The following is a 14098-nucleotide window of genomic DNA, read 5'->3' on the forward strand; positions in this document are numbered from 1 at the left end:
ATGGGGGAGTTATGCAAACAGATAGCCTGGCCCAGGGGGCCAAAAGCACCACGTTCAAATGGGTGGTGCCGCGGTTGGCACTGATGATGTTCCTGCAGTTTTTTGTCTGGGGAGCCTGGTACGTCACGCTCGGCGTGGTGATGGGCAAGTACGGTTTGGCCGCCATCATTGGTGATGCCTACTCCACCGGGCCGATCGCTTCTATCCTGTCGCCTTTTGTGCTGGGGATGGTGGTTGACCGCTTCTTTGCCTCGCAAAAAGTGCTTGGGGTTTTACACCTGATTGGGGCTGGGCTGCTGTGGTTGATGCCAGGCTTCTTTGCTGAAGGGCAGAGCGGGCTGTTGTGGATCATCTTCGGTTATATGCTGTGCTATATGCCAACCATTGCCCTGAGCAACAACGTGGCATTTTACAGCCTGAGCAACAGCGAGAAAGCTTTCCCGGTGGTGCGGGCGTTTGGCACCATTGGCTGGATTGTCGCCGGGTTGATCGTCGGTGCCAGCGGTCTTTCTGACAGCACCGGCATTTTCACGCTGGCGGCCTTTGCCTCATTGGTGTTGGCAATATACAGCTTCACCTTGCCCCATACTCCGGCCCCGGAACGTGGCAAGCCGGTAGCGATGCGCGATCTGCTGTGTGCCGATGCCTTCGCGATGCTCAAACAGCGCCATTTCCTGGTGTTTATTATCTGCGCGATGTTGATCTCGATCCCGCTGGCGGCTTACTACGCTTATGCCGCACCGTTCGTGGCGGCGACCGGCTTTACCAACGTGAGCGGCATAATGTCGTTGGGGCAGATGTCTGAGCTGTTCTTCATGCTGCTGATCCCGTTCCTGTTTGCCCGTCTGGGCATCAAGGTGATGCTGCTGATCGGCATGCTTTCCTGGTCTCTGCGCTATCTGATGTTTGCACTGGGCATTACCGAAGAACTGCGCTGGATGATTTACATCGGCATTATCCTGCACGGCATGTGCTACGACTTCTTCTTTGTTATCGGCTTTATCTATACCGATAAAGTGGCGGGCGAGAAAGTGAAGGGCCAGGCGCAAAGCCTGCTGGTGCTGTTCACCTACGGCCTTGGCATGCTGATAGGTTCGCAGATCAGCGGCGCGCTGTTCAACGATAGGGTCACGGCGGAGGGCGCAGCGGCACTGCCACAATGGCAGCACTTCTGGTGGTTCCCGGCGATAGGCGCACTGGTTATTGCCGCGTTGTTCTTCTTCACCTTCAATTACCGGGATATTCCGGCAGGGGAGAAACGAGATGGCTGATCTGCGGGTATTGGTGGTGGGTTGCGGCAATATGGGCGCTTCCCATGCGGAGGCTTATCACCACATGGCTGGCGTTGAGATCTGCGGCCTGGTGGCCCGAGGGGCTTCGCGTGATGTGCTTAACCAGCGTTTGGGCGGCGGTTATCCTACGTTCAGCGATTTTGAGCAGGCGTTGGCGCAAACGATGCCAGACGCTGTGTGCCTGACGACCTATCCAGACACCCACGACGTTTACGCATTGGCTGCTTTGGCCGCTGGGTGTCATCTGTTTATCGAAAAGCCGCTTGCTACCACGGTAGCGGGGGCCGAAAACGTCATTGCTGCTGCCCGGCTGGCACGGCGGCAGGTGGTGGTGGGCTATATTCTGCGCCATCACCCATCCTGGCAGCAGTTTGTCGCGCTGGCGCGGGATTTAGGTAAGCCTTTGGTGATGCGGATGAACCTCAACCAGCAAAGCCACGGGCAGATGTGGAATGTACACCGCAACCTGATGCAGTCGCTGTCACCCATCGTGGATTGCGGGGTGCATTACCTGGATGTGATGTGTCAGATGACGCAGGCAGAACCTGTCAGTGTGAGCGCCATTGGTGCCCGGCTGACGGATGACTTACCGGAAGCCATGTATAACTACGGCCAATTGCAGGTGCGTTTCGCCGACGGTTCGGTCGGTTGGTATGAGGCCGGTTGGGGGCCAATGATCAGTGAAACCGCCTATTTTGTGAAGGATGTTATCGGGCCACGTGGGGCGGTTTCGATCGTGGCTCGCCACGCCGAGGGGGCTTCGGATGATGTCGGGGGGCATACCCGAACCGAATCTTTGCGGGTGCATTATGCCGAGCTAGACGAAGAAAACCGCTTTAAGCAGCGCGATCGCTGGATTGATTGCCAGGATGAACCGGATCACCTGGCTCTTTGCCTCAGTGAACAGCGTTATTTCCTGCAGGCGATCGCGGAAGGGGCGGATCTGCACCAGCACCTGCAGGATGCGCTTAACAGCTTGCGGGTAGTGCTGGCTGCGGACGAAGCGGTACGCACTCAACGAACGGTGGTATTGGGAGGAGAAGGATGAGAACTCTGCAAGGGCCGGGGTTGTTCCTGGCCCAGTTTATTGGTGAGCAGGCTCCGTTCAATTCGTTGGACGGGTTGGCGCAATGGGCGGCCGGGCTTGGATTTACCAGCATCCAGGTCCCCACCTTGGAGCCGGCGATCTTCGATCTGGCATTGGCGGCGCGTAGCCAGGATTATTGCGATGAGATAACAAACCGGCTGGCGCAACATGGCATCCGCATCAGTGAGCTTTCGACGCATTTGCAGGGGCAACTGGTGGCGGTACATCCGGCTTACGATCTGGCGTTCGACGGTTTTGCTCCCGAAGCTGTGCGAGGAAAGCCGCAGCAGCGGCAAGCCTGGGCGACGGAGCAGTTATTGCTGGCGGCGCAGGCTTCGCAACGGCTTGGGCTGACCGCGCATGCCACCTTCTCCGGTGCGTTGGCGTGGCCCTATTTCTATCCTTGGCCACCGCATAATGCATTGCTGCTGGAAGAGGCCTTTGATCAGTTGGCGCAGCGCTGGTTACCGATCCTTGATGCCTTTGATCACGCCGGTGTGGATGTCTGTTACGAGCTACACCCAGGGGAGGATTTGCATGATGGCGTGACCTTTGAGCGTTTCCTTGCCAAGGTTGGCAATCACCCGCGTTGCCATATTCTTTACGACCCGAGCCATCTGCATTTGCAGCAGATGGACTATCTGGGCTTTATCGATTGCTATCACCAGCGCATCCGCGCATTTCACGTTAAAGATGCGCAATACCATCCCAGCCCCCGCAGCGGGGTTTACGGCGGGTATCAGCCGTGGCTGGAAAGGCCAGGGCGTTTCCGATCGCTGGGGGATGGACAGATCGACTTCCCGGCCATTTTCAGCAAGTTGGCGCAGTACGGTTTCCCTGGCGTTGCTACCCTGGAGTGGGAATGTTGCATTAAATCGCCGGAAGCTGGGGCTCGAGAAGGTGCTGCATTTATCGCCCGCCATATTATTCCGGTAGCGGAACGGGCATTTGATGACTTTGCCGCTGTGGACACCGATCGCGCACGGGTAAGGGCTATGCTGGGCGTGGAGGACGTATCATGAGATTGAAACTGGGTATGGTTGGCGGCGGCGAGGGGGCATTTATTGGCGCAGTGCACCGGCTGGCAGCACGAATGGACGATGAGTTTGAACTGGTTGCCGGGGCTTTTTCTTCCGATGAGCAAAATGGCAGACGTACCGGGGCCTTACTGCATCTGCAACCGGAACGTTGTTATGCAGATTTCAACCAAATGGCCGCGGCGGAAGCGGCCCGAGCCGACGGGATAGACGTAGTGGCGATCGTCACTCCCAATCATTTGCATGCTCCGGTAGCCACGGTGTTCCTCAATGCTGGCATTGATGTGATTTGCGATAAACCGTTATGCACTTCCTATGAGCAGGCGCTGCAACTGGCGGAAACGGTACGCCAAAGCGGCAGGCAACTGATCCTGACCCATAACTACAGCGCTTATCCGTTGGTGCGCGAAGCCCGCAGCCGGGTATTGGCAGGGGAGTTAGGGGAGATCCGCTTTATTGAGGTGGAGTATCTGCAACAGTGGCTGGCAGTGCCGGTAGAATTGACCGACAACAAGCAGGCCGGTTGGCGCGCTCAGCCAGAAAAGGCCGGTGCTGGCTGCATTGGTGATGTGGGGACTCATGCCTGGCAGCTAGCGCAGTTTGTCAGCGGTATGCTGCCGGAGGCGATTAGTGCCGAGCTGACGTCGTTTATTCCCGGGCGCAGGTTGGACGATGATGTGCGGGTACAAATGCGCTACGGCAATGGGGCGAAGGGCCGCCTGTGGGCCAGCCAGGTAGCCTGCGGTCATGAAAACGGCCTGAAGTTGCGGGTTTATGGCAGTGAGGGCAGCCTGGAATTTTGCCAGGAAAACCCCAATCAGCTTTGGATGCGGCCTTTTGATGCCCCGGCTTACTGTATTACCCGGGCTGCTGCATTTCAGTACAGCGAGAATCGCCAGTTGGCACGGGTGCCAGCGGGACATCCTGAGGGGTATCTGGAAGGGTTCGGCCAGATTTACCGTGAAGCCGCCCAGCGTCTGCGGGAGGGGCCGTTAGCCGCGCCTTTATTGCCCGGGATTGAAACTGGCGTACAAGGCATGGCGTTTATCGACGCCGCCCAGCGCAGCAGTGCCGCCGGAGGGGCATGGGTTGAATTTTTATCGCAATAAGTAATAAAGAATAATTTTTTATTCCTTTATTGCCGTGATTCGCTCAGATAAAACTGTTAGCCACAGAGCAGAACTTTATCAACGGAGCGGATCATGGCGAGCAAACTTTTCTCATTACGCAGTGCAGTGCTGTTGGCTTTATCGCTCGGTGCGGCCAGTGCCCAGGCAGTGGACGTCACCGTGGCGTACCAGACATCCGCCGAACCGGCCAAAGTGGCACAGGCGGAAAACAGCTTTGCCAAGCTGTCTGGCGCTACCGTTGACTGGCGCAAGTTTGACAGCGGCTCCAGCGTGCTGCGTGCGCTGGCCTCCGGTGACGTGCAGATTGGCAATATCGGCTCCAGTCCGCTGGCGGTCGCTGCCAGCCAGAAGCTCCCCATTGAAGTGTTTCTGATTGCCTCACAGCTCGGTAGCTCTGAAGCGCTGGTGGTGAAGAAGGACATCAAATCACCCCAGGATCTGATCGGTAAGCGCATTGCGGTGCCGTTCATTTCCACCACTCACTACAGTCTGCTGGCTTCTTTGAAACACTGGGGCATAAAACCTGAGCAAGTGACGATCCTCAATCTGCAACCCCCGGCGATTGCGGCCGCCTGGCAGCGTGGCGATATCGATGGAGCCTACGTGTGGGCTCCGGTGGTCAATGAACTGGCCAAGCAAGGCAAGGTGCTGACCGATTCCGCACAGGTCGGCCAATGGGGTTCACCAACGCTGGATGTGTGGGTGGTGCGTAAAGATTTTGCTGAGCAGCACCCGGAAGTGGTGACCGCTTTTGCAACCAGCGCGCTTGATGCACAGAAAGCCTATCTGGCCCAGCCAGACCGCTGGCTGAAGGATCAACAGAATCTCGACACGCTGGCTCGCCTCAGTGGAGTGCCGCAGGAGCAGGTGCCGGAACTGGTGAAGGGTAATCGCTATCTGCCCGTGGCAGAGCAGATTTCGCAACTGGGCCAACCGGTTGATAAAGCCATTCGCGATACCGCCGAGTTCCTTAAGCAGCAGGGCAAGATCCCCCAGGTAGACAGTGATTACCGTGCTTATGTGACCGACCGCTTTGTCAAACAGGTACAGGCTGCGCCGCAGTCGTAAGGGGTTGGAATGCTGAACGTTAGCCATCTTTGCGCCGAATATCAGGGGCGCCCGGCACTGCGCGATGTGTCGTTCCAGATTGCCGCAGGGCAGTTGGTTGTGGTGCTGGGGCCGTCGGGCTGCGGTAAAACCACGCTGCTCAATCTGATCGCCGGATTTATTGCGCCGACAGCGGGCTGCATTACGCTGGATGGTGTGCCCGTCAGCGGTCCAGGTGCCGAGCGTGGAGTGGTGTTCCAGCATGAAGGTTTGCTGCCGTGGCGCAACGTGGTGGATAACGTGGAGTTTGGCCTGCAGTTGGCCGGAGTGTCCAAACCAGTGCGCCGCCAGGTGGCGCAGCAGATGTTGCTGCGCGTGGGGCTGGCAGGTTATGAGCAGCAGTTCATCTGGCAGCTTTCCGGCGGTATGCGCCAGCGTGTGGGTATTGCCCGCGCCTTGGCCGCCGATCCACGTCTATTGCTGCTGGATGAACCCTTCGGCGCGCTGGATGCATTCACCCGCGAGCAGATGCAGGAACTGCTGCTGAATATCTGGCGTGATACCGGCAAGCAGGTGTTGTTGATCACCCACGATATTGAAGAGGCGGTGTTTCTTGCCAGCGAGCTGCTGCTACTTTCCCTGGCCCGGGGCAGGTGGTCGAGCGGCTATCACTGAACTTTGGCCAGCGCTATGCCGCTGGCGAGGCTTGCCGATCAATCAAATCCGATCCTGAATTTATCGCACAGCGTGAATATGTGCTGGGCAAGGTATTCCAACAGCGCGAGGCATTGCTATGAGCCTGCATTCCGTTTTGAAAGCCTCGCTGCCATTGGCGGTGCGGCGGCCTCGTGTCACCCTGCCACGCAGCCTCTGGCTGAGTACGGTTACCGTATTGGTCATACTGGCGGTTTGGTGGGCGGTGGCCGCATTGCAGCTTATCAGCCCGTTATTCCTGCCTGCGCCGCAGCAGGTGTTACATCAGTTGATGGTGATCGCCAGCCCGCAGGGGTTTATGGATGCCACGCTGTGGCAGCATCTAGCTGCTAGCCTCGGCAGGATCCTGGTGGCATTGCTGGCTGCGGTGCTCATCGGTGTCCCCGTGGGGATCGCGATGGGGCTGAGTGAGACGGTGTGCGGCATCCTTGATCCGCTGATTGAAATTTACCGCCCGGTGCCGCCATTGGCTTATCTGCCGTTGATGGTGATCTGGTTTGGCATTGGTGAAACCTCAAAGATTCTGCTGATCTACCTGGCGATTTTTGCCCCGGTGGCGCTTTCCACCTTGGCCGGTGTGCGCAGCGTGGCGCAGGTGCGAATTCGCGCAGCCCAGGCTTTGGGAGCCAGTCGCTGGCAGTTGTTGCGCTTTGTGGTGCTGCCAAGTGCATTGCCGGAAATTTTGACGGGTCTGCGTATTGGCTTGGGCGTTGGCTGGTCAACGTTGGTGGCTTCCGAACTGATTGCCGCCACGCGTGGCCTGGGATTTATGGTGCAGTCCGCCGGAGAGTTTTTGGCCACCGATGTGGTGATAGCCGGTATTAGCGTGATTGCGATAATTGCATTCGGTCTGGAATTGGGGCTGCGCGCCTTGCAGCGTCGGTTGACCCCCTGGCATGGAGTACAGCAATGAATGAACGTCTGGTGATTAGTCCGTTAGGGCCTTATATCGGTGCGCTGGTTGAAAACGTTAATCTGGCTCGCCCACTGGGTGACGGTCAGTTTGAGCAACTTTACCATGCGTTGCTTAAGCATCAGGTGCTGTTCCTGCGCGAGCAGCCTATCACGCCACTGCAGCAGCGTGAACTGGCTGGGCGTTTTGGTGATTTGCATATTCACCCGGTGTATCCGCAGGCCCCCGATGTAGCAGAGATTATTGTACTGGATACCCATGACGATAACCCGCCGGATAACGACAACTGGCATACCGACGTCACCTTTATTGAAAACCCGCCGCTGGGGGCGATTTTAGCCGCCAAACAGTTACCAACCACCGGCGGTGATACCCTCTGGGCCAGCGGGATCGCCGCCTATGAGGCATTATCCGAGCCGTTTAAGCAGTTGTTGGCGGGGTTGCAGGCGGAGCATGATTTCACCAAATCCTTCCCGGAATACAAACATCGCGGCAGTGAAGAAGAACATCAGCGCTGGCAGTTGGCGGTACGGAATAACCCACCGTTGTTGCACCCGGTGATCCGTACTCATCCGGTGACGGGCAAGCAGGCCCTGTTCGTCAATGAAGGGTTTACTACCCGCATTACGGGGTTGAGCAGCAAGGAAAGTGACGCATTGCTGAACATGTTGTTTGCGCATATCACCAAGCCGGAGTTTCAGGTGCGCTGGCGCTGGCAGGCCAATGATATTGTGATATGGGATAACCGCGTGACGCAGCATTACGCCAACGCGGATTATCTGCCGCAGCGGCGCATTATGCACCGTGCGACAATCTTGGGAGATAAGCCGTTTTATCGCGGATAAGTTATTACTGAGTGAGTGACTCCCCGGATTCAAACGCCTGGGTCAGCGTTTCCAACTGTTCCTGCGCATCCAGCCAGGTCATTTCCGTCTCTTCCAGGGCGGATTTGGTCTGGCTCTGTTTTTGCAGGCAATCGGTGAGTTCCGCCTTGCGGCTGATGTCATACAACGCCGAATCCGCCAGCTTTTCTTCTATCACGGCCAGCTCGGCACCCAGCTTGTCCATCTGCTGTTCCAGCTTGGTGATTTGTTTGCGCAGCGGCTGGGTTTGGGTGCGGAACTCGGCTTCACGGCGCTTCTGGTCCTTGCGCGCCTGGGCACTGTTGCCGTTGTCCTGTTTTGGTGCGGCGTCCTGCTGCGCCTGCTGCCTCTGCAAATCGCTAAGCCACTGCTGGTAATCGTCCAGATCGCCTTCGAACGCTTCCACCTGGCCGTCGTGAACCAAGTACAGGTCGTCGGTGGTGGAGCGCAGCAGGTGACGATCGTGCGAAACAACCACCAACGCCCCCTCGAAATCGATCAACGCTTCGGTCAGTGCCTGGCGCATATCCAAATCCAGGTGGTTGGTCGGTTCATCAAGCAGCAGCAGGTTTGGGCGCTGCCAGACGATCAACGCCAGCACCAAGCGTGCTTTTTCACCGCCAGAGAAACGCTCGGTGACTTCGGTGACCTTATCGCCCTGGAAGCCGAAACCGCCAAGATAATCACGTAACTGTTGTTCCAGCACGCGGGGAGCGATGCGACTGAGATGCTGTAGCGGCGATTCATCGGCGCGCAGGAATTCCAACTGATGCTGGGCGAAATAACCCAGCTTGATGCCTTTTGCCAGGCCGATTTCCCCGCTCAGCGGCTCCAGCGTCCCGGCGAGCATTTTGATCAGCGTCGATTTACCGGCACCATTGCGCCCCAGCAGGCCAATACGCGAACCAGGCACCAAATTGAGTTTAATCGACTGCAGGATCACTTTGTCGCCATAACCTGCGCTGACTTTTTCCATCCGCAACAGCGGGTTTGGCAGGCTTTCCGGCTCGCGGAAGCTGAAGCTGAACGGGTTATCGACGTGCGCCGGGGCAATCAGCTCCATACGTTCCAGCATTTTGATACGGCTCTGCGCCTGCTTGGCTTTGGTGGCCTGGGCGCGGAAACGATCGATGTAGCTTTGCAGGTGCGCCACTTTTTCCTGCTGGCTTTGATACAGCGATTGCTGCTGTGCCAGCTTGGTTGAGCGCTGGCGCTCAAACGACGAATAGTTACCGGTATATTCGTTGATGGTCTGATTTTCGATATGCAGGATTTTATCGACAATCGGGTCGAGGAAATCACGGTCGTGCGAAATCAGCACCAGCGTGCCCGGGTAGCTTTTCAGCCAGCGTTCCAGCCAGATAACCGCATCCAGATCCAGGTGGTTGGTGGGTTCATCCAGCAGCAACAGGTCTGAGCGACAAACCAGAGCTTGTGCCAGATTAAGACGCATACGCCAGCCACCCGAGAAGGCTCGCACCGGGCTTTGCAACTGCTCATTGGAAAAGCCTAAGCCATGCAGCAGGCTGGCGGCGCGGGAGCGAATAGTCCAGGCATCAAGGGCATCCAGTTTGCCATGCAGCGTGGCGATGGCGTGGCCGTCGTTGTTGTCATTTGCCAACTGCAATTCGGCTTCAAGCTGGCGAAACTCTCGATCACCATCGATAACATACTCAATGGCGGGCACGTCCAGTGCCGGTGTTTCCTGGTTGACCCAGGCCAGGGCCCAGTTGCCAGGGAAGGTAAAGCTGCCGCCGTCTGCGGCGATCTCGCCTTTCAGCAGCGCCAGCAGCGTGGATTTACCGCAACCGTTTTTGCCCACCAGGCCGACTTTCTGACCTGGATTAACCGTCGCCGTGGCGTTGTCCAACAGGACGCGGGTGCCGCGTCGGATTTGTAGCGAGGAGAAAACAATCATAAAGCGCCGTATGTTCAGAGTATGTTAAATTGATGGAGTTTAAGTTAACAGGGCACTATCCCTTATGGATTTCGCGTTGCAGCTAGGCACCCGGCTTCCTCATCCCTGGAACTTACTTAGGTAAGTGACTGGGGGAGTGAGTGCAGGTAACAACACTGCAGCTTGAAAAACGACGGGTATGCGGCCCTATTATTAGTCTTTGCGTTGCATGGTAACGGAAATCCGCCACCCTGACGACGCTTTGGAGGGGAATGATGTCGCAGCCGCCCAAGGTTTTGCTGCTGTATGCCCATCCGGAATCCCAAGACTCGGTAGCAAATCGGGTTTTGTTACAACCGGCACAGCAGTTGGAACATGTCACCGTGCACGATTTGTATGCGCACTATCCTGACTTTTTTATTGATATCCATCACGAACAACAACTGCTGCGCGACCATCAGATCATTGTTTTCCAACATCCTTTATATACCTACAGCTGCCCGGCTTTGCTGAAAGAGTGGCTGGATCGGGTTTTGTCCCGTGGTTTTGCCAGTGGGGTTGGCGGTAATGCGCTGGCCGGTAAGTACTGGCGCTCGGTGATCACCACCGGAGAACCGGAAGGGGCTTACCGTACCGGGGGCTATAACCGTTATCCGATAGAAGATATTCTGCGCCCTTTTGAGCTTACCGCCGCCATGTGCCATATGCACTGGCTGACGCCAATCATTATTTACTGGGCGCGCCGCCAGAAACCGGAGGTGCTGAGCAGCCATGCCAGCGCTTATGGGGATTGGCTGCGTAACCCATTGCCGCATATCGGGAGGCCGTGATGGAAGGCTCAACGTTACTGACCGCCATACTGTTGTTCCTGTTTGCCGCAGTGGTGACGGTGCCAATTGCCCGCCGCCTGGGCATCGGGGCCGTTTTAGGCTATCTGATTGCCGGTATTGCTATCGGCCCCTGGGGGTTGGGGTTCATCCGTGACGTGGATGAGATCCTGCATTTCTCCGAATTGGGTGTGGTGTTCCTGATGTTTATCATCGGGCTGGAACTGAACCCGAGCAAGCTATGGGAACTGCGCCGCTCGATCTTTGGCGTGGGCGCCGGGCAGGTGTTGATCACGGCGGCAGTGCTGGGTGCGTTGCTTTACTTCAGCCATTTTGCCTGGCAGGCGGCAGTGATAGGCGGGATTGGCCTGGCGATGTCTTCGACGGCAATGGCATTGCAGATGATGCGCGAGAAGGGCATGAACCGCAACGAAGGCGGCCAGCTAGGCTTCTCGGTGCTGCTGTTTCAGGATATGGCGGTGATCCCGGCGCTGGCGTTGATCCCAATCTTGGCCGGAGGCGGGGGAACCAGCGATGATTGGGCGAAAATCGCGCTGAAAGTCGCGGCATTTGGCGGGATGCTGATTGGTGGCCGCTTCCTGCTGCGCCCTCTGTTTCGTTATATTGCCTCTTCCGGTGTACGTGAGATTTTTACGGCCGCAGCCCTGCTGGTGGTGCTGGGCGCCGCGCTGTTTATGGATGCCCTTGGCCTGTCGATGGCGTTGGGTACCTTTATCGCCGGGGTGTTATTGGCCGAAAGTGAATTCCGCCATGAGCTGGAAATTGCTATCGAGCCTTTCAAAGGGCTGTTGCTTGGGCTGTTCTTTATTTCGGTAGGGATGGCGCTGAATATCGGGGTGCTTTACACCCATCTGGCAGAAGTGCTGCTGGGTGTACTGATCCTGGTCACGGTCAAGTCAGGTGTGCTGTATTCTCTGGCACGTGTGTTTGGCCTGCGGCGTTCGGTTCGCCTGCAGTTTTCCAGCGTACTGAGCCAGGGCGGTGAATTTGCCTTCGTACTGTTTTCGGCCGCTTCGGTGCAACATGTCTTGGACTCCGAACAACTGGCCTTGCTGCTGGTGATCGTCACACTTTCGATGATGACTACCCCGCTGTTGATGCAGATTGTCGATCGTATTCTGGCTCGTCGCTACAACGCCAAAGATGAGGACGAAGAAACACCCTATGTGGAGGATGATGATCCGCAGGTGATTATCGTCGGCTTTGGCCGTTTCGGGCAGGTGATAGGCCGGCTGCTGATGGCCAACAAGATGCGTATTACCGTGCTTGAGCGCGATGTTAGCGCAGTCGGCGTGCTGCGCCGTTATGGTTACAAGGTTTACTACGGGGATGCCACCGAGTTGGAGCTGTTACGGGCGGCGGGCGCGGAGAAAGCCAAATCCATTGTCATTACCTGTAACGAGCCGGAAGATACCCTGGCTGTCGTCCATCTATGTCAGCAGCATTTCCCCAATCTCTCCATTTTGGCGCGAGCGCGGGGGCGTGTAGAAGCTCATGAACTGCTGCAGGCCGGGGTGAAACAGTTCAGCCGGGAGACTTTCTCCAGTGCGCTGGAACTGGGGCGTAAGGCGTTAGCTGAATTGGGAATGCACCCTCATCAGGCTTATCGTGCCCAGCAACATTTCCGCCGGCTGGATATGCGCATGTTGCGTGAGCTGATGCCACCGCATCAGGGCGATGTGGCCCAGATTTCCCGTGTGAAAGAGGCCCGGCGCGAACTGGAAGAACTTTTCCACCGTGAAATGCAAAAAGAAAAAAGGCAATTTGACGGTTGGGATGAATACGAATAATTCGGAGCATAACGATGTCTGCAACACGTAAAAGATTTATTGCCGGAGCGGTTTGTCCGAGCTGTAACGCTATGGATACCCTGGCAGTTTGGCGTGAAGATCAGGTGGAGGTGGTCGAGTGCGTCAAGTGCGGCCACCATCAGCGCCAGACCGAGCAACAGGTAGAAAAACACGTTCGCCCGCAAGAGCAGGTGATCGGTATTTTCAATCCAGAGTAGCGTTATCCGCCGCGATTTTTTATGCTGAAGGGTACAGCGGTGTAGATTTCCGATACAATCTCCACCGATTTATATTTTACTCAAAGTACTTGCAGTTGCAGATAGGCGGCAAGGGCGTGAGTCCCCATGAGCTTGCTCAAGTCAGTGATTGGGGTGAGCGTCCACAGCCAATACCCCTGCAGCTTCAAGTAAGAAGGGTATCCAACGGTAGGAGATATCATGAAAGTAGCAAAAGACTTGGTGGTCAGCCTGGCTTACCAAGTACGTACAGAAGACGGTGTTTTGGTTGATGAGTCTCCGGTGAGTGCACCGTTGGACTATCTGCACGGGCATGGTTCCCTGATCTCAGGCCTTGAGAAAGCGCTTGAAGGCCACGATGTTGGCGATCGTTTTGACGTTAACGTGGGCGCTAATGACGCTTATGGCAACTATGACGAAAACCTGGTGCAGCGCGTACCAAAAGACGTCTTTATGGGCGTTGACGAACTGCAGGTAGGCATGCGCTTCCTGGCTGATACCGATCAGGGCCCGGTTCCTGTCGAGATCACGGAAGTGGACGGCGACCACGTTGTGGTTGACGGCAACCACATGTTGGCTGGTCAGAACCTGAACTTCAACGTAGAAGTGATTGCGATCCGTGAAGCTACGGAAGAAGAACTGGCTCATGGGCATGTCCACGGTGAGCACGATCATCACCACGAGCACGGTGAAGGCTGCTGCGGCGGTCATGGCCACGATCACGATCATGACCACGAGCACGGTAAGAAAGGCGGTTGCGGTGGTAACGGTGGTTGCGGTTGCCACTAATCTGGTGCTGCTACTGCAAAAAGGTCGCTTCGGCGGCCTTTTTTAATAATGAGGAGGCGGCGTTTCTTCCGATTGCGAGGCGATCATCGAAGGTTGGGTGGCGCGCAGTTTGTCGGTCAGCAGGCGCAGATGCTCCTGTAGTTTCAGCATCTCGAGCTGATATTTCACGACGGTTTGATTGAGCTCTTCAATCGTTACTTCCTGAAAAGCCTGGCGACTTTCCAACTCTTCCAGCCGCCGTAGCAAGCTCTCGTTGTCTATGTTGTGCATGGCGTTACCTCTGGCACTGTTAAACCGTGAATTCTGGCGCTATGTTAGCAGTCGCCGTTGGTTTTGTGCTGCGCTATTTCGCAAAGCGGCGTCTCATAAACATTTAATAGCGCCCACGAGTGAATAAAACTATTAATTATCAGTCGGCTGCAAGAAGATTGGAAACTTCTGCGCCAATACGCGGT

General features: G+C 56.5%; 13 protein-coding genes and 1 pseudogene. 12 read left to right on the forward strand and 2 right to left on the reverse strand.

The annotated features are described in order from the left end of the window. Positions 1 to 11 precede the first annotated feature (11 nt). From ACQ86O_RS07230 to tauD, 8 genes and pseudogenes are all read left to right on the forward strand, one after another. On the forward strand, positions 12 to 1271 hold the full coding sequence (locus ACQ86O_RS07230; protein WP_431224684.1) for an MFS transporter: 1260 nt from the start codon (positions 12 to 14) through the stop codon (positions 1269 to 1271). After that, the gene (locus ACQ86O_RS07235) at positions 1264 to 2340 is read left to right on the forward strand and encodes a Gfo/Idh/MocA family protein (RefSeq protein ID WP_431224685.1); all 1077 of its coding nucleotides are present in this window, start codon (positions 1264 to 1266) and stop codon (positions 2338 to 2340) included. The genes ACQ86O_RS07230 and ACQ86O_RS07235 overlap by 8 nt, the downstream gene beginning before the upstream one ends. Further along, positions 2337 to 3401: a sugar phosphate isomerase/epimerase family protein gene (locus ACQ86O_RS07240; protein ID WP_431224686.1), complete on the forward strand. Its 1065-nt coding sequence runs from the start codon at positions 2337 to 2339 to the stop codon at positions 3399 to 3401. Before ACQ86O_RS07235 ends, ACQ86O_RS07240 begins: the two co-directional genes overlap by 4 nt. Beyond that, the gene (locus ACQ86O_RS07245) at positions 3398 to 4525 is read left to right on the forward strand and encodes a Gfo/Idh/MocA family protein (RefSeq protein ID WP_431224687.1); all 1128 of its coding nucleotides are present in this window, start codon (positions 3398 to 3400) and stop codon (positions 4523 to 4525) included. Before ACQ86O_RS07240 ends, ACQ86O_RS07245 begins: the two co-directional genes overlap by 4 nt. Positions 4526 to 4618: 93 nt before the next feature. Further along, positions 4619 to 5614, forward strand: a complete 996-nt coding sequence (gene tauA / locus ACQ86O_RS07250) for a taurine ABC transporter substrate-binding protein (RefSeq protein ID WP_431224688.1) — start codon at positions 4619 to 4621, stop codon at positions 5612 to 5614. 9 nt (positions 5615 to 5623) lie between these two features. Then, a pseudogene (tauB, locus tag ACQ86O_RS07255) lies at positions 5624 to 6390 on the forward strand (taurine ABC transporter ATP-binding subunit). Then, positions 6387 to 7220: a taurine ABC transporter permease TauC gene (tauC, locus tag ACQ86O_RS07260; protein ID WP_431224689.1), complete on the forward strand. Its 834-nt coding sequence runs from the start codon at positions 6387 to 6389 to the stop codon at positions 7218 to 7220. The pseudogene tauB and the gene tauC overlap by 4 nt, the downstream one beginning before the upstream one ends. After that, a complete protein-coding gene (tauD, locus tag ACQ86O_RS07265) occupies positions 7217 to 8065 on the forward strand; it encodes a taurine dioxygenase (protein ID WP_431224690.1) in 849 nt (282 codons plus the stop codon). Before tauC ends, tauD begins: the two co-directional genes overlap by 4 nt. 4 nt (positions 8066 to 8069) lie before the next feature. On the opposite strand, the gene ACQ86O_RS07270 is transcribed toward tauD, so the two are convergent. Continuing rightward, positions 8070 to 10001, reverse strand: a complete 1932-nt coding sequence (locus tag ACQ86O_RS07270) for an ABC transporter ATP-binding protein (protein ID WP_431224691.1) — start codon at positions 9999 to 10001, stop codon at positions 8070 to 8072. Between the two features lie 254 nt (positions 10002 to 10255). Between ACQ86O_RS07270 and kefG the strand changes: the two genes are divergently transcribed. The 4 genes from kefG (at position 10256) to slyD (ending at position 13643) form a co-directional block, all read left to right on the forward strand. Further along, the gene (kefG, locus tag ACQ86O_RS07275; protein WP_431225675.1) at positions 10256 to 10810 is read left to right on the forward strand and encodes a glutathione-regulated potassium-efflux system ancillary protein KefG; all 555 of its coding nucleotides are present in this window, start codon (positions 10256 to 10258) and stop codon (positions 10808 to 10810) included. After that, positions 10810 to 12618, forward strand: a complete 1809-nt coding sequence (gene kefB / locus ACQ86O_RS07280) for a glutathione-regulated potassium-efflux system protein KefB (RefSeq protein WP_431224692.1) — start codon at positions 10810 to 10812, stop codon at positions 12616 to 12618. Before kefG ends, kefB begins: the two co-directional genes overlap by 1 nt. 14 nt (positions 12619 to 12632) lie before the next feature. Beyond that, complete coding sequence (locus tag ACQ86O_RS07285) at positions 12633 to 12836, forward strand: YheV family putative zinc ribbon protein (protein WP_431224693.1); 204 nt, start codon at positions 12633 to 12635, stop codon at positions 12834 to 12836. A 219-nt stretch (positions 12837 to 13055) separates the two neighbouring features. Further along, on the forward strand, positions 13056 to 13643 hold the full coding sequence (slyD, locus tag ACQ86O_RS07290) for a peptidylprolyl isomerase (protein ID WP_431224694.1): 588 nt from the start codon (positions 13056 to 13058) through the stop codon (positions 13641 to 13643). 42 nt (positions 13644 to 13685) lie between these two features. Here the strand turns inward: slyD and ACQ86O_RS07295 are convergent, their stop codons facing one another. Further along, a complete protein-coding gene (locus tag ACQ86O_RS07295; protein ID WP_431224695.1) occupies positions 13686 to 13913 on the reverse strand; it encodes a protein SlyX in 228 nt (75 codons plus the stop codon). Between the last annotated feature and the right edge of the window lie 185 nt (positions 13914 to 14098).

It is taken from the genome of Serratia sp. L9 (assembly GCF_050632285.1).
Lineage (GTDB): Bacteria > Pseudomonadota > Gammaproteobacteria > Enterobacterales > Enterobacteriaceae > Chania.